This is a genomic window from Sphingomonas melonis DAPP-PG 224 (genome assembly GCF_000379045.1).
GTDB lineage: Bacteria > Pseudomonadota > Alphaproteobacteria > Sphingomonadales > Sphingomonadaceae > Sphingomonas > Sphingomonas aquatilis.
Genome location: NZ_KB900605.1, coordinates 2,932,077 through 2,958,135 on the forward strand (window position 1 = coordinate 2,932,077; position 26,059 = coordinate 2,958,135).

General features: G+C 60.6%; 24 protein-coding genes. 15 read left to right on the forward strand and 9 right to left on the reverse strand.

The annotated features are described in order from the left end of the window. Positions 1–101: 101 nt before the first annotated feature. Positions 102–470 (reverse strand): hypothetical protein, encoded by a 369-nt coding sequence (locus tag SPHME3_RS0114200; protein WP_018250883.1) that lies wholly within the window; start codon positions 468–470, stop codon positions 102–104. A 131-nt stretch (positions 471–601) separates the two neighbouring features. Here SPHME3_RS0114200 and SPHME3_RS0114205 point away from each other — a divergent pair, with 131 nt between their 5' ends. Continuing rightward, positions 602–1,759 carry an IS110 family RNA-guided transposase gene (locus SPHME3_RS0114205; RefSeq protein ID WP_172436192.1) on the forward strand — a complete coding sequence of 386 codons (1,158 nt, stop codon included), beginning with the start codon at positions 602–604 and terminating at the stop codon, positions 1,757–1,759. Between the two features lie 925 nt (positions 1,760–2,684). On the opposite strand, the gene SPHME3_RS0114215 is transcribed toward SPHME3_RS0114205, so the two are convergent. Both SPHME3_RS0114215 and SPHME3_RS0114220 read right to left on the reverse strand, forming a co-directional pair. Then, on the reverse strand, positions 2,685–4,676 hold the full coding sequence (locus SPHME3_RS0114215; RefSeq protein ID WP_018250885.1) for a ParB/RepB/Spo0J family partition protein: 1,992 nt from the start codon (positions 4,674–4,676) through the stop codon (positions 2,685–2,687). Between the two features lie 33 nt (positions 4,677–4,709). Next, complete coding sequence (locus SPHME3_RS0114220; protein ID WP_018250886.1) at positions 4,710–5,648, reverse strand: DUF7146 domain-containing protein; 939 nt, start codon at positions 5,646–5,648, stop codon at positions 4,710–4,712. 830 nt (positions 5,649–6,478) lie between these two features. Here SPHME3_RS0114220 and SPHME3_RS0114225 point away from each other — a divergent pair. From SPHME3_RS0114225 to SPHME3_RS20760, 5 genes are all read left to right on the forward strand, one after another. Next, complete coding sequence (locus tag SPHME3_RS0114225; protein ID WP_196801620.1) at positions 6,479–6,829, forward strand: helix-turn-helix domain-containing protein; 351 nt, start codon at positions 6,479–6,481, stop codon at positions 6,827–6,829. A 277-nt stretch (positions 6,830–7,106) separates the two neighbouring features. Further along, positions 7,107–7,655 (forward strand): RNA polymerase sigma factor, encoded by a 549-nt coding sequence (locus SPHME3_RS21760; protein WP_018250888.1) that lies wholly within the window; start codon positions 7,107–7,109, stop codon positions 7,653–7,655. Beyond that, the gene (locus tag SPHME3_RS0114235; RefSeq protein WP_018250889.1) at positions 7,648–8,715 is read left to right on the forward strand and encodes a FecR family protein; all 1,068 of its coding nucleotides are present in this window, start codon (positions 7,648–7,650) and stop codon (positions 8,713–8,715) included. The genes SPHME3_RS21760 and SPHME3_RS0114235 overlap by 8 nt, the downstream gene beginning before the upstream one ends. 98 nt (positions 8,716–8,813) lie before the next feature. Then, positions 8,814–11,420 (forward strand): TonB-dependent receptor, encoded by a 2,607-nt coding sequence (locus SPHME3_RS20755; RefSeq protein ID WP_081614858.1) that lies wholly within the window; start codon positions 8,814–8,816, stop codon positions 11,418–11,420. An 8-nt stretch (positions 11,421–11,428) separates the two neighbouring features. Next, positions 11,429–13,513, forward strand: a complete 2,085-nt coding sequence (locus SPHME3_RS20760; RefSeq protein ID WP_081614859.1) for a prolyl oligopeptidase family serine peptidase — start codon at positions 11,429–11,431, stop codon at positions 13,511–13,513. Here SPHME3_RS20760 and SPHME3_RS20765 read toward each other — a convergent pair. From SPHME3_RS20765 to SPHME3_RS20130, 6 genes are all read right to left on the reverse strand, one after another. Next, positions 13,498–15,234, reverse strand: a complete 1,737-nt coding sequence (locus SPHME3_RS20765; protein WP_231376758.1) for an asparagine synthase-related protein — start codon at positions 15,232–15,234, stop codon at positions 13,498–13,500. The genes SPHME3_RS20760 and SPHME3_RS20765 overlap by 16 nt on opposite strands. Continuing rightward, on the reverse strand, positions 15,231–15,911 hold the full coding sequence (locus SPHME3_RS0114245) for a lasso peptide biosynthesis B2 protein (protein WP_026189090.1): 681 nt from the start codon (positions 15,909–15,911) through the stop codon (positions 15,231–15,233). Before SPHME3_RS0114245 ends, SPHME3_RS20765 begins: the two co-directional genes overlap by 4 nt. A gap of 68 nt (positions 15,912–15,979) precedes the next feature. Continuing rightward, positions 15,980–16,120, reverse strand: a complete 141-nt coding sequence (locus tag SPHME3_RS21100) for a hypothetical protein (protein WP_018250892.1) — start codon at positions 16,118–16,120, stop codon at positions 15,980–15,982. Positions 16,121–16,306: 186 nt separating this feature from the next. Next, complete coding sequence (locus SPHME3_RS0114255; protein ID WP_081614861.1) at positions 16,307–16,924, reverse strand: GntR family transcriptional regulator; 618 nt, start codon at positions 16,922–16,924, stop codon at positions 16,307–16,309. Next, on the reverse strand, positions 16,921–17,340 hold the full coding sequence (locus tag SPHME3_RS0114260) for a helix-turn-helix domain-containing protein (protein ID WP_196801622.1): 420 nt from the start codon (positions 17,338–17,340) through the stop codon (positions 16,921–16,923). Before SPHME3_RS0114260 ends, SPHME3_RS0114255 begins: the two co-directional genes overlap by 4 nt. A 111-nt stretch (positions 17,341–17,451) precedes the next feature. Then, positions 17,452–17,901 (reverse strand): hypothetical protein, encoded by a 450-nt coding sequence (locus tag SPHME3_RS20130; protein ID WP_018250895.1) that lies wholly within the window; start codon positions 17,899–17,901, stop codon positions 17,452–17,454. Positions 17,902–18,287: 386 nt separating this feature from the next. On the opposite strand from SPHME3_RS20130, the gene SPHME3_RS0114270 reads away from it, so the two are divergent. The 9 genes from SPHME3_RS0114270 to SPHME3_RS0114310 all read left to right on the forward strand — a co-directional run bounded on the left by SPHME3_RS0114270 (position 18,288) and on the right by SPHME3_RS0114310 (position 26,055). Next, positions 18,288–18,545, forward strand: coding sequence for a hypothetical protein (locus SPHME3_RS0114270; RefSeq protein WP_196801623.1), 258 nt, complete (start codon positions 18,288–18,290; stop codon positions 18,543–18,545). Beyond that, the gene (locus tag SPHME3_RS0114275; protein ID WP_018250897.1) at positions 18,529–19,293 is read left to right on the forward strand and encodes a DsbC family protein; all 765 of its coding nucleotides are present in this window, start codon (positions 18,529–18,531) and stop codon (positions 19,291–19,293) included. Before SPHME3_RS0114270 ends, SPHME3_RS0114275 begins: the two co-directional genes overlap by 17 nt. A gap of 183 nt (positions 19,294–19,476) precedes the next feature. Beyond that, a complete protein-coding gene (locus SPHME3_RS0114280) occupies positions 19,477–19,794 on the forward strand; it encodes a hypothetical protein (protein ID WP_018250898.1) in 318 nt (105 codons plus the stop codon). 108 nt (positions 19,795–19,902) lie between these two features. Then, the gene (locus tag SPHME3_RS0114285) at positions 19,903–20,169 is read left to right on the forward strand and encodes a type IV conjugative transfer system protein TraL (protein WP_018250899.1); all 267 of its coding nucleotides are present in this window, start codon (positions 19,903–19,905) and stop codon (positions 20,167–20,169) included. A gap of 41 nt (positions 20,170–20,210) precedes the next feature. Then, a complete protein-coding gene (locus tag SPHME3_RS0114290; RefSeq protein ID WP_018250900.1) occupies positions 20,211–20,810 on the forward strand; it encodes a TraE/TraK family type IV conjugative transfer system protein in 600 nt (199 codons plus the stop codon). Next, the gene (locus SPHME3_RS0114295; protein ID WP_026189093.1) at positions 20,794–21,588 is read left to right on the forward strand and encodes a type-F conjugative transfer system secretin TraK; all 795 of its coding nucleotides are present in this window, start codon (positions 20,794–20,796) and stop codon (positions 21,586–21,588) included. The genes SPHME3_RS0114290 and SPHME3_RS0114295 overlap by 17 nt, the downstream gene beginning before the upstream one ends. Then, on the forward strand, positions 21,585–22,889 hold the full coding sequence (locus SPHME3_RS0114300) for a TraB/VirB10 family protein (protein WP_026189094.1): 1,305 nt from the start codon (positions 21,585–21,587) through the stop codon (positions 22,887–22,889). Before SPHME3_RS0114295 ends, SPHME3_RS0114300 begins: the two co-directional genes overlap by 4 nt. Positions 22,890–22,921: 32 nt before the next feature. After that, on the forward strand, positions 22,922–23,560 hold the full coding sequence (locus SPHME3_RS0114305) for a TraV family lipoprotein (RefSeq protein ID WP_018250904.1): 639 nt from the start codon (positions 22,922–22,924) through the stop codon (positions 23,558–23,560). Then, positions 23,557–26,055: a TraC family protein gene (locus SPHME3_RS0114310; RefSeq protein WP_018250905.1), complete on the forward strand. Its 2,499-nt coding sequence runs from the start codon at positions 23,557–23,559 to the stop codon at positions 26,053–26,055. Before SPHME3_RS0114305 ends, SPHME3_RS0114310 begins: the two co-directional genes overlap by 4 nt. Positions 26,056–26,059 lie beyond the last annotated feature (4 nt).

Sequence of the window (26,059 nt, forward strand, 5' to 3'; positions counted from 1 at the left end):
CCCTTCCCTCCCGGTGTGCGGCCAGCACGAAAACAGGGCCGTGGCGTGAGGCCAGGCCCTGAGTTGGAGACAGAAGGTGAGATGGAGAACTTGGTGGCGGCCTATGATGATCCGAGGAGGATCACGGCAATCGACGGCTTCTCCTCAGACGGATGGCGCCGGCTGTCATAAGCATTATGGCCCCCGCGACCGATGGTGAAGAGGTCGAAGCTGGGCGATGCCCCACCATTCGCATTCGGGATGGTGGTCCCATTGTCGTGATATTGGATGTCGATGAAGCTCGGCGCCGCGCCGCGTTTATATTCGCCGAAGAAGAAGGTGATGCGGCGTCCATCGCTGGTGCGTGCGCTGATTGTGAAGTTGCCGTCGGGAATATCGATCGGCATGGTCGGCACATCGTTGAAACGGGCGAAACCGATCGATTCGGCGTCGCGCGCGGTCATGATGGGGAGCTGGGTGATATCGGCCATGGTCTGGTTCCTCGGACCTGGTTCGCCGCTCGAGGCGCAAGTGGACGAAAAAAGATCCCATGGGCGCGGGCTGGCGCCGGTTGAGGCAGACTGACCTTCCCGCTTTGTCGTGAAGGAGGTTGCCCGTGCCCGTGTCCGTCTCATGCCATGCCGCCGTCAGCACGCAGCTGAACGCAATCTTCGTGTCGCTGGAGCTGAGCCGCTCCACCTGGCTGGTGACGTCGCTGTCGCCGGGTCGCGGCGAGCGGATCTCGCGGCATCAGGTGAAGGGCAGCGACGTGCCGGCACTCCTGGAGCGGTTCGCGCAGTTACAGGCGAAGGCCGAGGCGCGGATGGGCGAGCAGTACCCGTTGGTCGTCATCCAGGAGGCGGGCCTCGACGGCTTCTGGATACACCGCTGCCTGGTGCGCGAGGGTATCGAGAGCTACGTCGTCGACGCCGCCTCGATTGCCGCTTCACGACGCAGCCGGCGCGCCAAGACGGACAAGCTCGACGGCGAGGCGCTGGTCCGCACGCTGCTGGCCTACAAGCGCGGGGAGCCGCGGGTGTGTGCGATGGTGGCGGTGCCGAGCGTCGAGGACGAGGACCGGCGACGCATCTCGCGCGAGCGGCGGGCTTTGGTCGTGGAGCGGGTGCGGCACGTCAACCGCATCAAGGGCCTGCTGTTCGCGCAAGGGGTCGGCGACTACGAGCCACTGCGCGCCGACCGGCGGGCGCGGCTGGACGAACTGGTGACCGGCGATGGACGACCGCTGCCCCGGCATGTTCGCCGCGAGATCGAGCGCGAGCTGGACCGGCTGGAGATGGTCGTCGGCCAGATCAAGCAGGTCGAAGCCGAGCGCGACGCGCTGCTCGAGCCGCGGTCGGATGCCGCCGGTGAGGCGGACACTGGTCCCCGGCTCATCCAGTTGCGCGGCATCGGTCCTGAGTTCGCCGGCGTGCTGCACGCAGAAGCGTTCTTCCGCAGCTTCAGCAATCGACGACAGGTCGCCGCCTATGCCGGGCTGGCCCCATCACCGTGGCAAAGCGGCAGCATGGACCGGGAGCAGGGCGTGTCCAAGGCGGGCAACAAGCGGTTGCGAACGACCATGATCCAGGTCGCCTGGCTGTGGCTGCGTCATCAGCCGGACTCGGAGCTGACGAAGTGGTACGCGGAGCGGGTGGGCGCGAACGGTGGTCGCGCGCGGCGGGTCATGATCGTGGCAGTCGCACGCAAGCTGCTGATCGCGCTGTGGCAGTTCGTCTCGGCCGGCGTGGTGCCCGCAGGCGCGCTGCTGAAGGCCGCATGAGCACGTAACCCGATACGAGTTCCCGCAGGGCATCGTCCCTGCCGGATCCAGGTGGACGGACCGGAGGTCCCTGTTGGCTTCAGATGCCGAAAAAAAGGTTGGTCCCGTCTCCTGAGCCAGACCCGACGCAAGCGGGATTGTGGTGCAGCCGCGCACGAGCGGCGACCGGATGTGAGGTTAGAGCGGACCGGTCACCGGGACGCTTGTTGCAACAGGCTCAGGCCAGTGATCCAGAAATTGAGGAGGACGACCATGGCCTGACGCTCTGACCATTCCTGACGATTGATCTGGAATGGCGACGACAAAGCGATAAGCTGGCGTCATGTACGCCGCACGAGCCAAGCGCACCTATCCTTCAATTTGGCGGGTGATCCTCGCCTTTGTAGTGGTCCCGGGCGCAGCCGCCTTGTTGATGGCTATTGCTATGCCAGCATATGAGGGCATCACCGATCCGCTCGAACGGATCTGGCGGAGCGCTGTGGCATTTGCCGTGTTTGGCGCTTNCCCTCCAGCCTTTATCATCGGGCTCCCGGCGTTCTTCATGTTACGCCGACACGTCAATGCGACAATCATCAACTGCGCTGCGACTGGTGCAGTGGTCGCCGCTCTTCCCTGGCTCGTGCTCGCGTTAATAAGTCGACCGGATAATGCGAGCATTGATGGACGATCAACCGTCATCGACGGATCTTTGACTGCTTACGGATGGCTGATGAACTTCTACTACGTCGGCCAAATTGCCCTATTAGGCGCTATTGCAGGCGCGCTGTTTTGGTTCATTGCTGCGGCTGGCAGCCGAACCGGCAAGGTAGAACAGATATGATTGTGCGGAAGGAAAGAGGCTGCACGCTCTACCGCACAGCCTCTTGACCTGAGAACTCCCATGTGAGGGACCGCAACGCGAGGCTGCGGTCCCATGGACGTTGGATCAGGCGGCCTGCTGGAGTTCGTCATCCGAGCCGGTGACGTTCTCGTCGTTCGCAGGCACCGGCTCAGGCGCGATAGGGGGCACGCTGAAACGCATGACGTCAGGCACCCAGGCGAGAGCCGCTTCGCGCAGTTCAGCCTCGATGGGGACGGACCCGCCGAAGATCTTTTCGGCCGAGGTCGCGAGATCATGCTTCTTCGACGCCCCGTAGCGGCTCGACAATTCCTTGCCCCCAATCTCTTCGAGATGGGTCAGGATGGCTGCCTTGCTGCTCAGGCGATCGAAATAGTTGTTCGCGGTCGGACGCCACCAGGCCGCTACATCGATTTCGAGCTTCGTGCCGAGATGGTCGATCATGGCCTCGCCAGTCTTGCCCGCGACGACTGCGTGGAGCGTCCGGGCGATTGCCCAGGCGAGCCAGGCCGCACGAGCTTCATCGGGAAGCGCGCAGAAGGCGTCGTAGCGCTGACAGGCATCGCCAGCCTCGGTCCAGCTGCGATCGAGTGCCTCGTCGATCTTGCCCCATTCCTCGGAGGCAAGCGTGCCGCTCTGGTAGCCGGTGAGCCCGGAGAAGGGCTTGTCGGCCTTGAGTTCGGTCGCAAGATCGAAACCGCTCGAATGCCGGGTTGCCTTTTCGACCATCCAGAACGTTCCGAGATCGAGGGCGAAGCTCGGATCGCTGGCGATATGAACGCGCAGCAATTCGCTTTTCATCTCAGCCAGTTCCAGGCTGAGCCGCTGGCTGTACGCGGACCTCCCCGTGGAGCCGACGACATCGTCGTTGTCGACCTCGCCTTCAGACTGCTCGTCCTGCTCCTCATCGTCCGGCTCCTCCACCGGAGCGACATAGAGTTGCTCGTGAAGGCGCGGCTGGCCGTCATGACCGATGACGACATAGGCGAGCGCCCCCGCCTTCTGCTCCTCGGAGATGATCGGTACGGGCTTCTCGATCGCGCGATATTCCGCTTCGAGCATTTCGACGCGGTTGGCCTGTTCGACCTCACCGTCTTCATCAGCATCTTCCCAGGCTTCGTTGGCGGCCTCGATCTCAGCCTCGATTTCCTCAAGACGCGCCCGCTGTTCCGCCGTGAGTTCGGGCGTGTCGCCCTTGAGCGGGCGCAGGTCCCAGGTGTCGTTGTAGCTGACATGGGTCGAGGGAATGATGCGGACTTCCGCCAGCCCCTCACGGGTACGCAGGTCTTCCGCGGCGGCCGCGAGCTTGTCCGCCACGAGACGATTAAGGAGATCGCCGTCGATCCAGCGCTCGGTCGTCGAGTCGGTGAACAGGTCGAGATCGACCCGGCCGCCTGCCTCGATATAGGCATCGCGCCCGACCAGAAGCGCCTTGGGATCGCTGCCGACATAAGTGTCCTCAACGAGCTGACGCTTGATCTCGTTGACGTTGGCCCGGTAATAGCCGTCCTTGAGCAGTTCGAAGACCTCAGCCTGCTTGGTACGGTCGCTGTTGCTGGCATAGGCGACGGCAACATTCAGCGTGATTTCGCCGTTGCGCAGGGCTTCGAAAATCGGATCGGCGAGATCGGCAAGGCGAAGCCGACTGCGCACGAACCGCTCGGTCAGGCCGAAGCGCTTGGCGACGTCCTCCGGGGTCTTCTTCTCGCTTTCGATGATGTCCTGGAAGGCCCGGCAGGTATCAGCCGGGTTCATCGTGAGGTTGAAGAAATTCTCCTCGAGGCTGGTCTCGATCGCGTCCTTGGCATTGCCCAGAACGAGGACCGCCAGCTGATAGTCGGCAGCGAACACGCCCTTCTCGATCAGGCGATGGACCGCGTCGAGCCGTCGTCCGCCCGCGATGATGCGGTAATGTCCCTTCTTGCGCGACACAGGGACGCCGATCAGGTTCTGGCGGACGCCCTTGACGGCAATATTCGCCTCGAGCTGGGCATCGGCGACGGGATCGCCGACAGTTCGGACGTTGCTCGGCGACTTGGCGAGGTTCGCCGCGGCGACGAGGATGGGTAGTTGGGTCATGTGGATAGGCTCCTGGCGGGGACAGCCTGACCATCAGGCCACTTTCCGCCACCACTCCCCCACTCCCTCCCCTCCCACCCGGAGCACGTCGTTCCAGTCCTTGAAACCGGGCGGCGGGAACTCGGTGTCGATATCGCGGCCCGGCATCGCGTAACTTTCGAGCGCGTGGGCGACGCCGATTTCGCCGGCGATGTCATTGTCGGGGAAGAGAATCAGGCGCCTGACGCGGTCGGGGATTGCAATCTGATGGAGTCGCTCGCTGCCGAGCGTGGCCCAGACCGGAATCCCGAACAGGATCATTGCGGAGATTGCGGTTTCGACCCCTTCGGCGAGTCCAAGGATCGACGTCGCTGTGCCCAGCATGACTGCCGCGCGCTCGGGGCGGCCAAGCGTCATGCGTGGATCGGCAAGATCGCGGGCGCGCCGCGCATCGTCCCGATCGAAGAAGGTGCGCTGGATAGCGATGAAGCGCCCCTCATCATGAAGACCGCCGTCCTGAAGAGCCGCAATCATGGCGGGCCGGAACTCGACGTCGTCACCCTGTCCGAGAGGTGTCCGGGGATGGAAGCGCAAGGCACGGGGCAGCAGCGCTATTCGTCTGCGGCGCAGATAGATTTCGGCGGGTGTGCCTATCAATGGCTTGGCTTCATCCCATATCCGCAATGCCTGCTGACGCCGCCACAGGTCTGTTGGCATTCCCGCCGAGGCCTGAGAGGCCTTGTCCACATGGTGCAGCGCTTTTTCTTCGAGGCGCAGGATCTCATTGATGACGTCGCGGGAATCGCAGCCGGCGAAACACTTGAAGAGCAGCGCATGGTCCCCCACGCGGACAGAAAGGCTGGGGCTGCGGTCGGCATGGGCCGGACAACGACACATCGCGCCGCCCAGCCTCCAGACGCCCCCCAGACGCTTCACGATATCAGACCCGATAGCCTCGAGTTCCGGATTATATTTGCTGATGGTGCGAGCCATGGGCGTGTCCCGAAGATGGGCCGCCCGCCGGTGCGTTCATCAAACGTGAAGAACGGCAGATAGGAAGAGGCGGGCAAGCGTTGGACGGGCGACCCGCAGATCGCCCAACCAATTTCCGCCCACTCCCCTCCGTCGCCGGTGATCCCGGCGAACAACACAGGCTTGTTGAAATCGGGTCCAGTGGATGGGCCCAATTCTGCCGACGTGTCCGTGTCGGCGCAAGTCCGAATGAGCCCATGAGTGCCATTGCAAGCGATTGCCAACTGGCGCGCGATGTCGGGCCGGATTATGCGCACAGCATGTGGGGCGTGCTCTTGACGGTTTTTGCCTCGCGCAGCCCTCCTGCCGATCCGACGTCACGCTCCGAATCGAGCCGAAGCCTCCTTGGGCATCATTAGAGAAGCAGAAGCACGCCATCAGGCCAAACTCAAAGGCGGAGGACAAAGGTCTAGTCACCACGCATTCGGATCAAGATTATTGTGGGCGGCGGTTATCGATCGGTCCCATTCCCGGGTTTCCGCCGACAGGTGATCGAGACCGAGATTCGGGGCATTTCAGCAACCGTCTGCTCGCGGTCATCGCCGCCGTTCTTAGTGAAGTTGATATTATCATTCATAATGGAGGGAAAGGCGATTGCGCGGCATTTACGCGCAGAAACTTACAATATGAGCGGTGCGACATGAGTTTCCTTCTCGCATGAGAAAGGAGCTTTCTATGCCCATCCGCACCAGATTGAAGACCCATCCGCTGCGATCAGCACTACCCCCGGCAGCGGAGAGCGCACAATGATTGAGGGGCGACGTATAACGGCGACCGTCACGCGCTGCAGCATGATCGGATTGACCGAACAGGTACAACAACTGCGCGCCGACGAGTTCGGCAGGGAGTTGTTCACGATCCCGGCATTCGAAATGCTGCTCGATCTCTATACTCGCAAGAGTTCCCAGCCGCGATCACTGACGTCGCTCACAGGCGCATCGAGTGCGTCGGAACGAAATTCCCAACGGATAGTCCACCGCCTGGCAGAACGCGGCTTCGTGGACCTTCACCGTGATCCGTCCGACGGGCGCCGGATCATCGTCGAGCTTAAAGAGGAAACGACCGAGATGCTCGATCGCTTCTTCGATCGACTGGTCGAGATGGCTGCCGGTCTGCCCATGCTTCACCGGCACCAGAAGTGAAGATTGGCCTGCTGCATCACAGCACTGCGACGCGGGATTTTCGCGCCTTGCAAGAGACGAAAATCCAATGCACAATTCTGGTGCAATGCGGGATATGGCTGGGACCCGATTGCAGGATAATCCTTCCAGGCATGATGGTGGGCTCATCCATAACGGTTGAGCGCAATTGTTGGACAATGTTGCCCGCCACCCGTGGGTGGTTCTGTCATGCTGTCTTTCGTTCAAAAATGCGGCCGCCCCTCGGCGCCATTCGATCTCGTCCGGTGCGCTTGAGCTTATGTATCGGGCGCAGCAAAGCGAAGGCGCGTGTGCGCCCGCAGCAAACATATACGAGGAACACCAGTTCGTGGCCGTATATCGCGAGGAAGCGCCGAAGCTGCGCTCCTTTCTCCGACGAAGGATATGGCTCGAAGACGATAGGGATGACATGGTGCAGGAGGCCTTCACCAGACTGGCAGCATCACGATCGGCTACCGCCTGGAGCAACCCCGGAGCCTATCTCCACGGGATCGTGCGGCATCTCCTCGCTGATCGTGTGCGGGCCTGGGCCAGAAGCCGGCCTCTGGATCCCGTGGTCTGCCTAGTCGGCCAGGAAGTGGCTGGGCCAGACGCAACTGCGGAGTTGAACCAAATGCGGGACCGTTATCGCCTGGCAGTTGATGGCCTCCCGCCTAGGACGAAAGAGGTATATTTGTTACATCGTGTTGAAGAACTCGGATATAGGCAGATTGCGGAGAAACTGAGCATCAGTATCCGAACTGTGGAGTGGCATGTGGCGGAGGCCATTGTTCGCATCGGCAAGAGCATTGGCAATTCCAATGGCTGAGAACGCACAGCCGGAGGGCCTGCCTCGTATGGATCAGTTGACGCGCGAAGGATCGCTATGGTTCGCGCGGATGCGCGGTCCCGATGCGCAGAGCTATCGCCCCGAGTTTGAACACTGGCTCTCGTTGGGCGCCTCGCACCGCGATGCCTATGAGCGTGCAGGTGAAATCTTCGCATTGGGGCGGTTCCTCGCCAGCCAGAGGGAAGAAATCGAAGCTGACGCCAACGACAATGGGCCTATGGGCCATAATTGGAAATGGGCGGCCATCGCAGCCAGCCTTCTTCTTGCGCTCGGCGCCGGCGGCTGGTTTGCGAACAGCGAGTTGCGCGGCTCGGCCGGTGGGACTCCCCAGGTGGCACAGTTGGATGCCCACACCGGCATCGAACGGGGTGTCTACGATACGGTGGTTGGTGGACGACGGAACATTCGACTCGCTGATGGATCTCTCGTCGAGCTCGACGAGGGCAGCGAATTGTCGACGGAGTTCAGCAAGGGCAGGCGCGAACTTAGACTCAAGCGCGGGCGCGCGCGTTTTGAAGTTGCACATGAAGGCCGTCCATTCGTTGTATTGGCCGGTGGCGGCAGCGTGACGGCCCGTGGCACGGTGTTCGATGTCATTCTTGGCAGGGACCAGCGCGTCACGGTACGTTTGTTGCGAGGCGCGGTTGACGTCGAGCGCCCACAGGGCGTGGAAGGCGGTCGGGGTACCGCCGCCGCGGTGGCGAGACTGGAGGCCGGCGAGGTGTTGAGCTTCGCAGTGATAACGCCGGTGGCACTTCCGAACATTTCGGGCAAGGGCGCGATCGAGCCCGTCATGCTTAAACCGGATCAGCCGCTGATCCGGGAATATGAGCGAACGCCGCTATCCGCCGTCGTTGCCGAAGCGAACAGGGACTCGACGACGTCGATCAGATTGGCAGATCCAGGCATTGGGGCGCTCAGAGTGAGCGGGCGCTTCCGCGTGGACAATGCCGATCAGGTTGCGGACCGCCTCGCGATATTGTTCGATCTCGACGTCGAACGAACCAAATCGGACGAAATCACGCTTCGCAAAAGATAGTCCGAGATTTTTATACCCCCTACCCCGTAGATTGCAGTTTTGTTGCGATGCTCCCTGAAACTCCCGCCAGATTGTCGGGAATTTCATAGGGGGCAAGAATGGTTCAGATGCGGTCTCGGTCACGGTTTCGTTTTGCACTCCTTGCTGCGGCGGCGATCGGTACGCTTGTTCCGGGCGCCTCCGCACTTGCCCAGGAGCAACGCCGCGCCGAATACAAGATCGAGGCCGGTGATCTCGGGGAGACACTCAAGGCAGTCAGCCGCCGGTCGGGCAAGGACATCATCTTCACTTCCGAGGCAGTGCTGGGACGGAGTGCTCCGGCGCTGCACGGAACCTATAGCGCAGACGAAGCGGTTCGGGCGCTGCTGGAAGGTTCCGACCTCGTTGCGCAGTTCCGGAAGGATGTCATCATCATCCGGGGGCGATCGGAGCCGCCGGGGGTTCTAGCGGATCGCCCGGCGGATCAGCGCGACATCGTGGTTACGGGTTCGCGGATCAAGGGTGCTCCGGCGACATCGCCAGTCACGATCCGTTCCAGAGACCAAATTGAAAAGCAGGGCGCGACGGATCTTGGGAGCTACATCAGGCTTCTACCGCAAAACTACAATGGTGGTCAAAATCCGAATGTCGCCGGCGGTGGGGCTCAGGGCAACAACAATAATGTGAGTTCCTCCTCCACGCTTAATCTGCGTGGACTTGGTCCGGATGCGACGCTTACACTGCTCAACGGCCATCGACTGGCTTACGACGCCTTGGCTCAGGGCGTGGACATCTCTGCCATACCGTTAGCCGCGGTCGATCGTGTCGAAGTGGTGGCAGACGGCGCGTCGGCGCTCTATGGCTCCGATGCGGTTGGCGGCGTCGCGAACATCATTTTGCGTCCGGAGTTCCGCGAAACTGAGATCTCGACGCGGTTTGCAACGACGACAGATGGCGGCGGCAGACAAGCTCAAGTCTCGGCGGTGACAGGATCGACATGGTCGAGCGGTGGCTTCATGGTTGCAGCGGACTATCTATCTTCGGAGCGCATTAGCGCAGGGCAGCGCAGCTACACATCCCTTATGGACCAGAGCGCGACGCTTGTACCAAGCGTGCGGCAAATCAGCATCGTCGCTACCGGCCATCAGCAGATGGCGGAAGGCGTAGAATTGAAGATCGATGGAACCTTCAGCCGGCGCAATTCAAAATACGATAATCCATACCTGAACACAGGGGCAGTTACGGAAAACGGACTCCGGTCCAACCCCGTCGTTCGCACCTATTCGGTCTCGCCGAGCCTGACCATAGCTTTGACACCGGTCTGGTCGCTCAATTTCTCAGGAACGATCGCCGATAGCCAAGCGGACCTTCATTCAAGGCGATACGCTGCTTCGATCGAGACACCGGGGCGCCTTGTTTACGGCAACGACCTGAAAGCTTTGGAAGTGGGGGTTCAGGGGCATCTCGCAGAGCTGCCCGGGGGGGAGGTCAAGCTTGCGGCCGGCGGCGGAATCCGATCCTTGGGGCTCGGTGTTGAGGTATCCAACACGCCTTCCGGATCACCGACGATCGTGACCGAACAGTTTCATACGAGGCGAGCCGTCCAGTTTGCCTATGGCGAACTGACGATCCCGGTCTTTGGCGCGGGAAACAGCCGACCACTACTCTATCGGCTTGATTTCACGGCGGCGGGCCGGTTCGAGCATTATGAGGCGGTCGGATCGGTTGCGACCCCAAAGTTCGGCTTTCGCTATGCGCCATCGCCTGATTTGAGTCTGATGGGCAGTTGGGGCCGCTCATTCAAGGCGCCAACTCTTTATCAACAGAACCAGATACGACAGGGCGTATTGCTGCCCGGTTCAATCTTTTCGGATAATCCGAGCGGCCTTCCCGTCCTGTTGCTGGCTGGTGGGGGCACGCCTCTAAGCTCGGAGAAGGCTGAAACCTGGACGGCAACCATCTCGTTGACGCCGCGAGCGGTTTCGGGCCTGCATTTGCAGGCGAGCTATTTTGACGTGGCGTACAAGGATAGGGTTTCGGTACCCATTGTTGGCGCCACGGCCGCTCTGAATAATCCGATATACGCCAATCTTGTGCGCCTGTCGCCGTCGTCAGCCACTGTCGAGGCAGAAATCGGTCGTCTTCCTCAAGGGCTTTCCAATTTTAGTGGTTCAGCGTTTGATGCAGCGAGCGTCGCGGCGATCATCGACGCTACGGACCAGAATGTAGCTCGACAGAACGCGCGAGGCATTGATCTCTCCGCCCAATATAAGTTTTCGATCGGTGGATCACAGACGCTGGAGCTATCAGCGAACGCGAGTTACCTCGAGAGCCGCCGCCAAGTGGCAACTGGCTTGCCATTCAGTCGACTGGCTGGCACCATTTTCAACCCACCGCACTGGCGCGCCGAAGGAGGTCTTACATATTCCCGCACGTCCTTCGACGCCTCGCTATTCGCCAACCATATTGGGGGAACCAGCGACACTCGATCGCTCCCCGAGCTCAATGTGGGATCGTTCACTTCATTCGACGCAACGCTAAGATATAAAGCCGATAAAGCCGGTGGCATACTCGCCGGTTCCGAGCTCATGCTTTCGGTTCTCAATGTGTTGAATGAGAAGCCAGCTTTAATCCAGAACTCCGATCCATCGCTGCCGCCTTATGACTCGTCCAACTATTCGGTGATCGGACGGCAAGTTTCTGTGACGCTCCGCAAGCTATTCTAGTGAACGCCATGAACAAGGCAATCCATCTGCTCGCGCTGGTGTGCCTGGTGCCATATTCAGGCTCGGCCGCCATGCCCCGTGACAATTCCTGCTTCGAACGGCTTACGGCCTACGCCATTGAGCGTCCGCGCATACCAGGCTCGTGGATGGAACGGCCACAGTTCGATGTATCGCGAGATGGCAAGTACCTGATTTATGTTGAGCGATCTGCGAACGTTGCCGACAATTCGATCACCGACGGATTGTGGACGATCGACCTGAAGGACGGTCTCAAACGACATTTCGTAAGCGTGCTCCAGACCGCCCGTGACGGAGCTAATTTGCGGTTGCCAAGCCCCTCGTTCAATCCAGATGGAACTCGCGTTGCAGTTCTTGGGGGGAAGGTCCCGGCTGGCGTTACAGTCTTCGATCTGTCGGATAATCGATCCCGAGCATTCAGCCTGGAAAATGCGGCCATTGCAGATTTGCGCTGGTCTCCAGATGGGAAGTCATTGGCCGTACTGGCCACGACTGCCCAAGCCGGTCTGCGACGCACCGCCTTTCAACCATCACTGGATTGGGATGGCTCGAGCCGAAGCACGCCCCGTCAAAGTGTCGCGATCCTTGATTCATCAAACGGTGCCGTCGTCGGCGAGGTGCCGATTGCCTATGATCTTGTCGGGCTTGATGCCGATTTTTCCTGGTCGCCCGATGGCCAGAAAATTGCGTTCAGCGCGCAGCTATCGGGAGCGGATAGGTCGAGCCCTGCCGGGCCGAACATTTATGTCTGGGATCTCGTCACTAGTGCGATCAAGGTCCTGTCTGACCGACCGGGGCCCAATCTTGACCCGCGCTGGTCTCCTGATGGAAGAAGGATAGCCTATCTGACCTCCGAGCGCCGAGACTTGCTGAAAGGCGGCTTGCAACTGGTCATTCAGAGCAGTTCCGGCCACGAGCAGGTGATCGTATCGAAACCGGACGAGACGACAGGTTCTCCCTATCTTCCGACCTGGATCGACGCCGAACATCTCACCTATGTCGCCATGCGTCAGATGGAATGTCCGGTCTTCAAGGTTGATGCCATTCGGGGAACAGCGGCGATCCTAGGGCGGCAGTCATTAAATTGCTTCGGCGGAAGCAAAATCGGGGCTGGTGGTTCGCTGCTCATGACCCGGCACAGCCTCGAAAATCCCGGGGAAGTCATCACGACGGCCGGGAATTTATGGTCGCCAAAAGCGCTGATCCTTCAGCCGGGCGGCCCGCGCCTTCCTTGGCGCACTGAGGCGGTATCATGGCAAAGCAAGGACGGCGATTACCTGATAAGCGGCGTGCTCATCCGGACAGTCGGTCGCCAAGCAGATCAGGCATTGCTCGTTTCCGTCCCAGGCGGGCCGGCCATGGTTACACCGGATAGCTATAATGATGACGCCCCCTTTCTTCCCTATGGCCCTCTTATGAACGGCTTTTCTATATTGATCCCCAACACGAGAGGGCGCGGCGGATATGGACGTGATTTTGAAGCCGCGATCCGCGACCGGAAGGATTATGTGGAAGGCCCGCTGGAGGATGTCCTGGGAGGGGTCGATTATGCGACAAAAGGGCTCGGCACTCCTCGATCCCGAATGGCTTTAGCTGGCTTCAGCTATGGCGGAATCCTTACCGCTTATGCAGCCAGCCACGTGCATGCGTTTCGAGCGACCATAGCAATGGAAGGCGTTGTCGATTTCTACAGCAGGGCGTTGCTGGAATATGGCGGACCAAACCAACAAGCAGCCTACGCCAACATGGGTTTTGGAAACCCCTATGACATCGGTGAGAAGGAACGGCTTCTATCGCAGTCGCCCCTGCTTTCAATCGACGCGCTTCAAACCCCTGTACTCCTGGAATGCGGAGAGAACAGTCTGGGCCCCACTGATTGTCTGAAGTTTTTCCGTACCGGCAATACCCGTGGCTCGGCGCCCGTCGAGCTTGCGATCTATCCAAGAACCGCCCATCAGATTCTTGAGCCGGCGCTTCGGCTCGATAGCGCGAGGCGGCAGCTGGAATGGCTTCGCAGATGGATTCCCACATCACCATCTGACTCTGATGAAAAGGGCTGCTATGGGCTCCAGTGAGACACCCAGGCTTCGGTATCGATCAAGGACAACAGGCGCGCCTGATCCGCTCCCATGGTCGGTTGATCTTTGGAGAGAGCCGAGACGATTTCATCGCAGTCAATGATCTTCTGGCGCGCTAGATGGCCGCTGGTCAGCCGCTCGAGAATCTCGGCTCGATGTAAGGTTATAATCTGGTTCGCGAAGCCATCAGGACCGCCCTTAGATCGCCTCTCCAATATCCGACTGGGCAGGATGCGCCTGAAGGCGCGTCGAGCCAACGCCCTATCTCTTCCTCCTTCAACCCAGGCCCAGGACGGCACGGCAAGGCACGTCTCAAGAACTGGCTGACTCATAAGCGGGTTGATCATCGCTGGATGCCGACGGTCATACCCCTCCAGACCCGATTGTATTCTCAACATGGCGGCAATGTGCGCTGCCTTTCCCGGCAGGCGCGCGCGACCATCCGATAGCCACGGATGCTTCACTGGTTTTGTGGCAAGGCGAGCCACCAGATCGGCATGTAAGAAGCGAGAATCAGGTCGCCATTGGTATCCTTTTCCTCGCTCGTGGATCGATCTAATCGTTGCTGCAGCAGCTTCGACAGGCGTGCACCCCGTCAATCGGCAGACGTCGCGCCCCGTCTGAAGGGCACCGATACCTATGCCGTCAACGAGAAGCCTATCAGCGATGGGATTTGCGGATTGGGTATAGTAGAATATATTGTCGCCACCGTTTCCACTGAAAAACGCGTCGATGCGTCGCTCGTGAGCTACACGATGTATCGCGCGATCATACGCCAAGGCGTGGCTTCGCCCAAGCGGACGGGCAAGGTGGGCAACGCATGAAGTGGCGAGATCTATATCGGCCGGATCATAATGTATCTCGAGAATCTCTAGCCCAATCTCACACCCGAGATATCTCGTGAAGAGCCTTTCATCGCCATCTGGATCGTCGGTAACGAGGGTAACACCCACAACTTCCGTACGTCGAGTTGGGATACTGGCCGCGACGATGGATGAATCTAGTCCCCCAGAAACACCAATCAGGATTGAGGGATATCTCGAAGACCATGACGAAACCACGTTCTGGATAGTTCGTTGGAGGATTTCTGCCTGGTCGGAGATATCGGATACGGATCCCAACTGTGTATGATCCCAGGGAGACCACAACTCTTCCACGCTCATCGAGGTTTCGCAGATGTTGCACGCAGTGCCAGGCAGCAGCTCAGCCAACCCCTTAAGTGGCGTCACAGGGCCTGGTAGCCCCCGTGTGTAGAGGTGGATCGCTAAGTCTTCCCACGATACTGCGGGTTTCCAATGTCCAGTGGCGGCAATGATCTCGGGATCGGAGCCTATCACGCAGGAACCAGCAGCGCCCGAATGGTAGACCGGCAGCCCGCCAGAAGGATCGCGCATAATGTTGAAAACAGTGCCATCACTTAAGAGAAAACAATAGGATCCCCAATAGTTCTCGAGGAGGGCTCGCTCGCCTCTAGCAGAGATCAGCTTCTGCTGATCCATTTTCATTTCGCCTATGGGTTCTGGTGGACCGTGGCGGTCGAAGAGTGTCCCGAGAATTACGCCACGATCGCCACCAAGGCGAATGGCGTAGCCGGGCGACACGAAAGCCCGGACTCCACATGCATCGAAGCATAATTCGAGCCCGAAGCGTTCCGCTGCTTTCTCGACCCGCCTCCGGTCGGGAATAGCCCGATCAATCAGAAATCGCGGAGCGCTCACAGCGCGCATATCGGGGTGTATATCCGCGTGATGTCGATTGAATCGCCAACAACGACCGAACCTTGCTGCACCCAACAGTGGGCGGTGAACGGGTTGATCCGCACACCGATCACCAGGGAGGGATTGTGACCCACACGCAAGCACCGTCTGATGATCGCAATCGCCCGCGGGAGGCAACGATCATTGCGGCCAAAGACAAAATCGCTGACCTCGAAGGCCGCTGACACGGCAAGGTTCGAGGTCGGAATACACGCTGAACGTCGGGGGGCGAACCGCAGGCGCTCTTGCGCAATCAGGCGTCGAACGTCAGCTATCGCTTGGCGTGTCGCGATCCGCTTTGAGCGCAGCCGTTCGAAGAGGGCTGCAGCAATTTCAATCACTGGTGCATCATGGATGGAAAGCCGACCAAGATCGCCATTCGGCTCGACGAAAGAATCGGGTGTCGTCAGTCCGCTTCTCCTGGCATGTTCGCCTTGGATTATCTCCAAGGACATCAGGTCGGCGATCAAGGCGTCATCAGAGCTCCCGCCACGTTTTCCGCCCGCCAAGATCATGCGTTGAAATGCTCGATCGACATCCTCAGGAATGCAAAAATACCGGCTCGTATCCTCATCAAGAAAGATGGTCCGACCATCAACCGTGCAAAAGTGCAATCCAGGTTTGATGTAAAGGTCCATCGCTAATTTCCCATACAGAAGGGAACGTCCGCAGCGATCAACCTAACGGACGTTCCGAGGCATCCTGGTCAGTCGGCGGTGAGACCGCCGAAGATCGGACGAAGCCCGTTCTGGTTGTCGTTGACCGACATGGCGCCGCCCTTGGTCTGCTGCATGACCCCGCCGAGATCGAGGCGCTTCACGTCCCGCTTGTCGTTCTTCCGTTGCATGGTTCATTCCTCTTCATTTGCCGCACTGATTTGCGACTGAAGGAGGATAAATTGATCTCTGAGCGATCTCCCAAAATATACCCCGACAAGATGGCTGGAAATACACATGATTCACATTCCAAAGCGCGATAAATTATCCAATCTATTGATTATAAAATGATTTCCTACAAACCGACGCTCTACCGATTATCCGAGAGCGGACTTTTGCCGGTCAATTCTCCGCATATGATAAGCCTCAAGCCTGCGCCGCATGCTCTTCTGGAGATCCGTCACCGAAATATTTGTCAAAATTCTGACCTCTTTCGCGGCGTCGCGGAGATCTTGAATTTCGCCGATTCGGACATAATGGAGCCGTTCATTCAGGTTGCTGACGGACAAGATCGCAAACTCATTGCCCGTCGCCGATGCAAGGGAGAGAAATAACGAGCCCACCGCGTGCGAGATTTCTACGGGTGTCCGTTGCAGATTCTGCGGGGTAGCCTCTTCAATTGCTCGTTTCAACGCTGATAGTCTGACTTCGTGAACCAAACCCATGAGAAGGCTCATATTCCACGCATATAGTTCCGCCAGCCTTTCACCACTATACATAGGTAATCGAAGACCACCGTCGGGATGCGGCTCAATCAATCCCTCGCCCATCAACCGACAGAGGGCTTCCCGCGCAGGCGTTTTGCTTGCACGATATCGGTCTGCAATCTCTTGCACATCGAGCCGGCGTCCTGGGGAAAATACGCCCGCAGCGTAATCTTCCTTCAGTGATCTGTAGACGATCTCCTGAAGTGGAGGATCCATCGCCGACATCATAGGCCGGTAACCCTTGGAACAGCCACGGCGGACCAGGCTGGCGTCAAAGCCTGTGTCAGATGGTCGAGGTTGCGCTGAGCGATGAGCTCGATGCACATCCGCTCAAGCTCGCTGAGATCACCTGTTGCCAACTGGCGAGGAAAGGACATTTTCTGGCCCGCAAATAGCAGCGGTATCAGGATATGGCCGGTCGACAAACCAAGCCGGTAGGCACAGATGAGGTGATCGTCTAGCCGCGAGCGGGGATTGCCGCCTTCGATCTCGCGAAGCCAGCGTACACCCATACCAAGCTCTCGCGCCAAATCGCGTTGCGTCAGGCGCCTCTTCTTCCGTGCCTCTTCAATTTGTCGCCCGGACTGCACTTTGACGTACAGGATTGGACTTTCAGCAACGGAAGTCGCTAAATAGTGCGACATGTCCGTGTCTCCTTACGGGAGATACCGCCCGCCAAGGCAATTCCGTAAGTCGAACCCTATGGTGTACTTACCACCAACGTCAATATACAACCTCGGCCAAAATGTCTGCATTTACCCAACAAGATCATTGGCATCGCGCGAAGCGGGGCTGCGCGCCCCCGACTGCAACGCGCGCTCAAAAGCGTTCATAAGGTCCATTTGGTCCGCTTTGGGGATTTGCATGAGCGCTACGATGTAGATGGTCCCCAGGTTGGGTTGACGTGTGCCAGGCAAACTTTCCTGGACCCGCTCGGTTATTCGAGTGGCGACATCCCAGAGACGATGTGATGCCCCGACATGATGCTCCTCCCCGCCACCGAGGCATCCAAACTCCAAAGTGTTCAACTGGTCGACGATTTCGGCGGTAGACAGCGTCGCAAGATGTTCTACCGCCACATGCAGCGTCGTACCCCAGGCTATCAGCGAGCGCGTAATGCGAATCAGATGGCAATGGGAGTCGATGAGTACGTCCAGTCCGGCCGGTGAAAGCCGGAGCTTGAAGCTGCGTCTAGCTCGAGCCATCACTCCTTCTCCTGCCTCAGCTATGTTCTTGTCACCCGCCGACAAGCGCGAGCGGGTGCATTTCCACGGCGAGTGGAGGCAAAAGCGGCATTATAGTGCCGCTTTTGCCCAAAACTGATCTTTCCAACGCTCTTTGAGATCATTTAGCCGCTTTCATCTGAATAGTGCTTTGTTTCGCCGCTTCGGCACTTCAGTGCCCTCCCTGTTGCGGCTGTCATTTCTGATCGTCATGTCTTGGGGCGCACCGGATCGGCGGCCGCAAGGACCCAAGTCCAGGCCATCCTGCCCGGTTTATCCAAACCCCAAACCCGAGCGCCTCGTGGCGCCACGAGGAGACGTGTGCCATGGACATCCCATGCTCAATCCCGATGCGTGCCGGAGCAATCTTGCTCGGCATCGCCGCGGGACCTGCCTGCGCCCAGACCTACCGGCCGGACGCTGAAGCCTATCCTTGCGCCCGAAGCGCCCAACTCGCCGTCGTTCAGAGCGATTCCGGCTTCTCGATCCGCGAAAAGCCCGAACAGCCCGTTGTTCCCACCACATCGACGGCGATCAAGATCGGCAACTCGCTCACCCTCGACGGCCGACTTTTCGCGCGCACCTCCCTCGTTCGTCCGGAGTCCCATCATGTCCCGCAGCGCTAAGCTGATCGCGGCAGCGCTGATCTGCGCGACTGCGCCTGCGCACGCCCAGGATAGCGGCAGCGAGCCGCTCACGGCCGCAGCCGAGGAGGCTCAGCGTCAGTTGCGCCAGACCTTCACCAATCTGACGTTCGAGGACTTTGGTCCGGCGCCTGTCAGAGGACCAATATATCAGGCCATTGCTGGCGGACGAGTCATCTATTTCGCGCCCGAGAGTCAGCATCTTCTGTTCGCCGCGATCTACGACAAGAATGGCGTCAATCTGACGGCCCTTACCCAAGACGCGAGTGCGAGGAAGCGCCTCGGCGCCATCAATCCGGCGGATGCATTGGTCATTGGTCCTGCGGGGGCGCCCAAGGTCATCGAGTTCACCGATCCCGATTGCCCCTACTGCCAGGCGCTGGAGCGATTCTGGCTGGCAAAGGAAGCGGAAGGAAAACCGGTCCAGAGGCTCGTCTATTTCGTGAGCGGCATTCACCCGCAGGCGGCAGCGAAGGCTGAACACATCCTCTGTTCCCCCGACCGCGAGGCGACCTTCAAGTCGGTCTATGCCGGCGAGCGACCCGCGGTACTGCACAAATGCCGGGCCGGCGCCGAGAAGGTGGCCCGCGATGCAGAGACGGTCCGCAAGATGGGCGTCTCGGGCACGCCGACGCTCTTCGTCGACGGCAAGCTCGTATCCGGCTTCCAGCAGGCGGAGCTTGAGGCTTTCATCGAAGCAAGCGGCAAGAAGGCCAAGGCCAGCCCCTGAGCAGCATTTCAGAGATTTGGCGGACCTCGCCTGCGTGCGCTCCAGAAGTGCCCGCGAGGACCGGAATGCCGGCGAGGACGTGGCTCCGGGAGCCGTCCAGCGCCTCGTCGGCCGGAAACGATCATTCGTCGGTGCCGGCAAGCATGATCGGGACGGCTCCTAACCACGACAAGGAGACTGCATATGTTGACTTTGCTTCGGGGAAGGACGTTCCGCACGATCGACGCGGCGGTCCTTTTCCTCCTGGCCGCGATCGCCGGAACGAGCGTCGCCTACGCCTTCCAGGCGCCGGCTGCTGGCGACCTTGGTTACGACATCTACGACATCGTCGTGAACCAGGGCGTCAAGGGTCCGCTCGGCTTCGTGGGCGGCGTTGCCGCCTTCCTGTTCGGCGTCTCGCGGCTCTTCTCCAACATCATGATCGGCATCCCGACGATCGTGGCGGCGGTCTGCCTCATCAAGGCGGATTCGATCCTCCAGACCTTCGGCATGCTGATCTGAAAGTCTGGCCAGGCGCCGGATAGACCGGCGTCGGGCCACCGGAACGGGAGGCGGTGGTCGCCTTCCGCAACCCACGCCCAGCGGCGTGGTGAAGCAAGGGAGAAGAGCGTGGACGAACGTCTGCCGCAATTCCTGCATCGGCCGGTCCAGATCCTCTGGTTCGACAGTCAGGAATTCATAGTCGTGATGAGCGTGATCTTTGTCGCGGTCATCGTCGGCGGGATCATCGGCTGGCTGCTCATCGGCGCTCTTCTTCTTTTCATTCCCTGGAAGCGGACCAAGCCACGCGGATTCATCCCGCATCTGGCCTGGCGCTGGGGCCTCGCCCGCTTCCGCAACTATCCGGGTCCGACCCAGACCCGCTTCTTCGAGTAGGCGAGATGGCTCATCCCTTCAGGCGCAAGCGCCAACCCGACATGATCGGCGACACGAGGCCGAGCTGGCACCTGCACCGCTATCTGCAGGGCTCGGCTAACCTTTTCGAGGAGAACCGGCTGCTGAAGGTCGCGATCGCGGGCCTGTTCGGGATTACCGCCGTCCTCGGTACCGTCATCTACACCTCGCACCAGAACACGCGCACCGTGATCGTGCCATTCGGCGCGGACGGCGACCTCTATGTGACAGGCAACAAGCCTTCCGCGGCTTATCTGCGCTCGATCACCTTCAACATCGTGGGTCTCGCCGGCACCTATTCCGCTTATTCGGCGGATCGTCAGTTTCAGGAGCTGCTGCGGATCGCGCATCCCAGCGCCTACAACGGTCTTCGCGACAGCCTGAACAGGCTGCTCGATGAGCTCGGCAACAATCCGACGCTGTCGATCGCGACCTATATCCGCGGCGACCAGCCCGTCACCTGGACGGGCAGCGAGATCCTTGTGCCTGTCGAGAAGGTCAGGGTGATTGGCGGCGTGATCCGCAAGTTCCGCGGCAATCTGCGCATCCGATACGCGCTCGAAAATGGCCGCTTCTGGCTGACTACGCTCCAGGAGGAGAATTTCAGTGCCGATATCCGTTAAGCGCGCGAGGCTCGCCTGCCTCGCCGGAGCCCTCGTTGCGTCCCTGCCCGCAAGTGTACCCGCTTTCGCCCAGTCGATCGCGGCGCTGCCTGACCAGACGAGCCGAATCCGCCTTTCCAACCATGACGTCAATCACGTCGTGTGCGTGGGCGGCGACATCGATGACGTCAAATTCTCGGCCGAGAAGGGCCTCGCTGTTGAACGCGGCGGCTCGGATGCGTGGATCAAGTTCCTTGTCCTCGAGACCGAGGACCCAAATATTCCGGGAACTGGTGCCAAGACGCACAGCTATGTGACGACGCCATCGGAATTCTTCGTCTCGTGCAACGGCGCGATCTATCCGCTCTATGCCGAGCCCGCCGACATACCGGCCCAGACCGTCACGCTCGTCCCTGGGGGCGCCCAGCGCGCCCGGGCCAATGACGCCCTGCTTGGACCACTTGTCGAGGAAGAGCGTGCGGTCGGAATCGTGCTCGCGATCCTGCAAGACAGGGTGCCGGCCTCCTTCTCCGAGGTAGCACCCTCGCACGACCGATTGATCCTTGCGGACCTGCCTACAGCGACGCTTACCGAACGGCGGCGGCTCGAAGTCGAGGGGGCTGGTCTGTCGGTCAGCGAATATCTGGTCCGTGCCAGTGCCGCCACCGCGCTCGATGAGCGCTATTTCCTCGATTCCGCGCTTGGCGCCGACATCTTTGCCATCACGATCGACCGGCTGACCCTGGGTCCCAACGAGACCGCGCGGCTGATCATCGTCCGCCGGAGTGTCCAGCAATGACGACGCCTGACGATAGCCGACCGGCGACGCCGCCAACGGCCCCGAGCCACCCCGTCGACGATAGCGACGAGAGCGTTATCGCGCGACCGGCCCTGTTGGATCTACCCGCGCAATGGTCGAAGCTGACCTCCGACCAAAAGCTGCGCGCCAAGCAATTCGGCGTTGTCTCCACGATCGCGCTGCTCGGCCTCGGCCTCTACACCGCGAGTACCAGCGGCAACAAGGAAGCGCCCAAGGCGCCCCAAGCCTCGAACCTCGATATGGGCGCTGGCCTTCGCGGCGACAGCCTCGAAGTGAAGCTCCGCGGCGATCTCCAGAAGATTCTCGACGGACAGACCCTGCTCGGCGACCGGGTCACCGCGATTGAGGAAGGCAAAGTGGTTCCCGGCGCAGGTGGCGGCTCTCATATGGCCGCTGCCGGAGATGGTGGCGATTTGCCGCCGGCCATACCCGGCGAGGCTCCAGCTTATCCGCCAGCGCCGCCCGGGGCCAGGGGCGCGGCCGACGAAATCCCTACTCCGCCTGCTGCTCCCGCTGCACCGCCGGCGCCTCCCGCTCCGCCTACGCAGCGGCAGGTCGGCGCGATCGGCGCGGCGACAGCCACGCAAGCCTCGGAAGGAGGTGCTGGCAGCGGCGCCGCCTCAAAAAAAGGGAAGCGGACGATCTATTTGCCACCTGGTTTCATGAAGGCGCGGCTGCTGACCGGCATCGACGCCCTGGCGAGCCGGGACGCGACCAGTAATCCCGAGCCGATTATCGCCAGGGTTCAGGCACCCGCCGTCCTCCCCAATGAGGTCAAGGCCAATCTCGCCGGCTGCTTCGTCATCGGTAACGCGACGGGAAGCCTCGCGAAGGAGCGGGTCGAGATCCAGCTTGTGTCGATCTCCTGCGTGGACTTCGACAGTCACGCGGTGGTCGACCAGGCGATCAAAGGCTTCTTCGTCGACGCCGACGGCAAGAAGGGCCTGTCCGGCAAGGTCGTGACCCGCGCCGGCGCCACGCTCGCCCGTTCCTTCATCGCGGGCACGATCGCCGGCATTTCGCAAAGTGTGGAAGGATCGTTCGGCAGCCTGTCGACATCGGCGCTAGGCAGTGTGCGGAGCCTGGATGCAGGCGATGCGGTCAAGTCCGGCGTCGCGGGTGGCCTCTCCAAGTCCTCCGACAAGCTTACGGACTTCTATCTCGATCTCGCCCGCCAGGCTGGCCCGGTGGTGGAGGTCGGCGCGGCCAAGGATGTCGTGGTCGTCATCCAGGAGGGGCTCGCCCTCGAGATCAAGCCGTCGGTCGGGAGCAAATTCTGATGTGCTTGTCCAATTCCTCAGGAGATCCCGCCATGTCCAAGCTGGCCTATCAAGCTCTTCATCGTTCGCTGCTTTCGCTCAGCCTGGTCGCAAGTCTCGGAGGCTGCGCGACGGTCGGATCGATAATGTCGCCCTATTCGGAGAAGTTCGACTGCAAGAACAGCGACCATGGGCAGTGCATCCATCCGGACCGCGCCTATGAGGATGCCGTCGCGGGCGTCGCATCGAAATCGGATCCCAAGGTCACCAACGACCGCGCCATGCTGCGTGGCCAGGACCTGGGCAAAGCAAACGGCAGACCGGGCAGCAACGCCGCAGTCAATGCCTATGGCAGCTATCGCGACAGCGTCTACCAGGAGCTCAAGGGGCTGATCGAAGCGCCGGTCACGCCAATGCTGAAGCCTGCGCGCACCGTTCGGACGCTCATCCTCCCCTATGCTGACCGCCAGCGCCCAGACCGGCTCTATATGCCGCGCTATGTCTATTCCGTGATCGACAAGCCGGTCTGGGTGGTGGGCGGCGCGCTCGTCGCCTCTCCTGATCGCGCGTCACAGGCACCAATCCTTGGTCAGGTGCGCGCTGGTGCCGCGCCCGATGGTGAGACGGCGCAGGAGGCCACCGTTCCTACCGCACCCGCGATCGTCCCGCCCGCCCCGGAGTCCCAGCCATGAGCGGCCTCTCTTATGCACGGCTGCGGAGCGCCGTCCGACGGGATAGTTTTTCTGACTATCTCCCTCTGGTCGCTTGGGACGAACATAGCGAAGCGTTCCTGTGCATCGACGATACCTGGGGCCATGCCTGGGAGCTGGTACCGACCGCCTATATGTTCGCGCATGTCCAGGGCGCGTTGCAGGGGCTACTCAACATCCATTTTCCGGACGGGACGGTCCTGCAGATCCACACCTTCGCGGATCCGCTGATCGACGACGCGCTCGATGCCTTCCTCGATCTGAAGACCCGTGATGATCCGCTGATCCAGGCATCGGCACGTTACACTCATGCGTATCTCAGCGAAGGGCGACATGGGCTCAAGGCGCTCCACGGAATCCCGGTGCGCAACTTCCGTACGCTTTTGTCGATCAAGACGCGCCGGCCACTTGGTGAGGACCTTCGGCGGCAGGTCGAGGAGCAACTGGCAAAGCTCGGCATTCGTCGGCTTCCGCCAGAGGATCTGGTCGCCTTCTACAGACGCATCTTCAACGGCGTCGCAGATACGGCCCCCGGCGTCTTCGCTGGCGGTACTACGACGGGCGCGCCGCCGATCGGCAAGCAGATCATTGATGCGGGGCCGGATCTCGTGTTCGACGGTACGGAGGTGTTCCTCGGCAACCAGGTCGCGCGCTGCCTGACGCCGAAAGCGCCGGCGCGGCGCATCACGGCTGAGCGGGCGAACCGCCTCATGGGCGGCATGCGCGGTGCGTCCGAGGACAGCGACCAGATCGGCGGGCCGTTTCTTTATACGCTCAACATCCTGTTCGATCATTCGCAATTCGAGATCCACAAGCGCGCGCAGATCCTCTCTGCGCAGAAGGCGGCCGGCAGCTTCGCCGTCGAGGTCGGCAAGCAGATCGAGGAGATCGGCTGGATCCTGGACGAAGCGGGCAACAGCAAGTTCGTCCGCGTGATTCCGACGATCTGGGTGTTCGGCCGCGACCGCGCCCATGCCCGTGATCTCGCCGCGCGCGCCAAGCGACTATGGGAAGGGGAGCCGCTTCCCTTCTCGATGCAGGAGGAGAGCTATCTCAACCCGACGCTGCTGGTGATGAGCCTGCCATTCGGCCTCTATCCTGACCGCACGACGCTCAGGCTCCTCGAGCGCGACTTCCGCATGCCGGTGAAGGCGGCCGTTCTGATGGCGCCCATCCAGACCGACTTTCGCGGCGGCGGCCGCCCTGCACTGCTCTATACCGGACGCAAGGGCCAACTCGTCACGCTCGATCTGTTCGATCCGCGCATCAACAATTACAATTTCATCGTCTCTGCCGAGAGCGGTGCCGGCAAGAGCTTCCTGCTCAACAATCTGTGCCAGCAATATTTCGCCTGCGGCGCGCTCATCCGCATCATCGATATCGGCGGCAGCTACCGCAAGCTCTGCACGCTCTGCTCGGGCCGCTATATCGATATCGGAGAGGAGCATCTTGTCCTCAATCCCTTTGACATGGGCCTCGCTCTCGACGGCGATGACAAGCAGTCGGCCATCACCATGGCGGTAGCGATCGTCGCCGAGATGGCCAATGCCTCCACCCGCAAGGGCGTTACCACCTCGGAGTGGAATCTCCTCAAGTCCGCTGTCCAGTGGACGATCGATACGGGCCGCGCAGATCATGGCATCGATGCTGTGCGCGAATGGCTCGGCACCTATCCCGAGCTCGTCGAGACCGCGCTCGATCATGTGGACCATCTCGTACCTGTTGCGCGTGAGCTAGCCTTCAACCTGCGCGATTTCGGGTCTGGCGGCGCCTATGGCCATTACTTCAACGGCCCCTCGACGCTGGACATCCGCCACGATGAATTTGTGGTGCTCGAACTCGAGCGCCTCAAATCCATGCCCGATTTGTTCAACGTCATCGTCATGGTTGTGGTGAACGCGGTCACGCAGGAACTCTATCTGTCCGCGCGCGACAAGCCCCGCTTCGTGCTGTGCGACGAAGCCGCGCAGTTCATGACGCGCACCGACGGCCAGGACCTCTCGCGCCTCGCCGAGGCCTTCGGGCAGGGCTATCGCCGCGCCCGCAAATATCGCGGCTCGTTCGGCATTGTGCTGCAGTCGATGAACGATCTGACATTGTTCGGCGGCACGGGGCAGGTGATCCTGGAGAATGCCGCGACCCGGTTCCTGCTTCAGGGTTCGACCTATGACCGGGCGGTCGACAACAAGATCCTCGATTATTCGGGGTTCGTTCTCGACCTGCTGAAATCGGTCCGCAATTCCAAACCCAATTACAGCGAGGTGTTCATCGACTCGCCGCTTGGGCTCGGCATCGCGCGGCTCGTGGTCGATCCGTTCAGCTACTGGATCAACACTTCGGCTCCCGACGAAGTCGCCGCCTTCGAGGCGCTGATGCGTCAGGGTCTTTCGCCGCTCGAAGCCATTTGCCGTCTGGCCGGCGTCGAGCCCTCGCAAATCCTGGGCCCGTCCGCTGCGCCCGGTTTGGTGGGAGTGTGATCGG

Excerpts from the sequence above, each read along its gene's own strand:
- SPHME3_RS0114275 (WP_018250897.1), top strand. The coding sequence starts at position 18,529 with ATGTCCCGCAGCGCTAAGCTGATCGCGGCAGCGCTGATCTGCGCGACT.
- SPHME3_RS0114215 (WP_018250885.1), bottom strand. The coding sequence starts at position 4,676 with ATGACCCAACTACCCATCCTCGTCGCCGCGGCGAACCTCGCCAAGTCG.
- SPHME3_RS0114200 (WP_018250883.1), bottom strand. The coding sequence starts at position 470 with ATGGCCGATATCACCCAGCTCCCCATCATGACCGCGCGCGACGCCGAA.
- SPHME3_RS21760 (WP_018250888.1), top strand. The coding sequence starts at position 7,107 with ATGTATCGGGCGCAGCAAAGCGAAGGCGCGTGTGCGCCCGCAGCAAAC.
- SPHME3_RS0114305 (WP_018250904.1), top strand. The coding sequence starts at position 22,922 with ATGTCCAAGCTGGCCTATCAAGCTCTTCATCGTTCGCTGCTTTCGCTC.
- SPHME3_RS0114290 (WP_018250900.1), top strand. The coding sequence starts at position 20,211 with ATGATCGGCGACACGAGGCCGAGCTGGCACCTGCACCGCTATCTGCAG.
- SPHME3_RS0114235 (WP_018250889.1), top strand. The coding sequence starts at position 7,648 with ATGGCTGAGAACGCACAGCCGGAGGGCCTGCCTCGTATGGATCAGTTG.
- SPHME3_RS0114300 (WP_026189094.1), top strand. The coding sequence starts at position 21,585 with ATGACGACGCCTGACGATAGCCGACCGGCGACGCCGCCAACGGCCCCG.
- SPHME3_RS0114245 (WP_026189090.1), bottom strand. The coding sequence starts at position 15,911 with ATGGACCTTTACATCAAACCTGGATTGCACTTTTGCACGGTTGATGGT.
- SPHME3_RS20130 (WP_018250895.1), bottom strand. The coding sequence starts at position 17,901 with ATGGCTCGAGCTAGACGCAGCTTCAAGCTCCGGCTTTCACCGGCCGGA.
- SPHME3_RS0114220 (WP_018250886.1), bottom strand. The coding sequence starts at position 5,648 with ATGGCTCGCACCATCAGCAAATATAATCCGGAACTCGAGGCTATCGGG.
- SPHME3_RS0114225 (WP_196801620.1), top strand. The coding sequence starts at position 6,479 with ATGATCGGATTGACCGAACAGGTACAACAACTGCGCGCCGACGAGTTC.
- SPHME3_RS21100 (WP_018250892.1), bottom strand. The coding sequence starts at position 16,120 with ATGCAACGGAAGAACGACAAGCGGGACGTGAAGCGCCTCGATCTCGGC.
- SPHME3_RS0114255 (WP_081614861.1), bottom strand. The coding sequence starts at position 16,924 with ATGATGTCGGCGATGGATCCTCCACTTCAGGAGATCGTCTACAGATCA.
- SPHME3_RS0114310 (WP_018250905.1), top strand. The coding sequence starts at position 23,557 with ATGAGCGGCCTCTCTTATGCACGGCTGCGGAGCGCCGTCCGACGGGAT.
- SPHME3_RS0114280 (WP_018250898.1), top strand. The coding sequence starts at position 19,477 with ATGTTGACTTTGCTTCGGGGAAGGACGTTCCGCACGATCGACGCGGCG.
- SPHME3_RS20755 (WP_081614858.1), top strand. The coding sequence starts at position 8,814 with ATGGTTCAGATGCGGTCTCGGTCACGGTTTCGTTTTGCACTCCTTGCT.
- SPHME3_RS0114260 (WP_196801622.1), bottom strand. The coding sequence starts at position 17,340 with ATGTCGCACTATTTAGCGACTTCCGTTGCTGAAAGTCCAATCCTGTAC.
- SPHME3_RS20760 (WP_081614859.1), top strand. The coding sequence starts at position 11,429 with ATGAACAAGGCAATCCATCTGCTCGCGCTGGTGTGCCTGGTGCCATAT.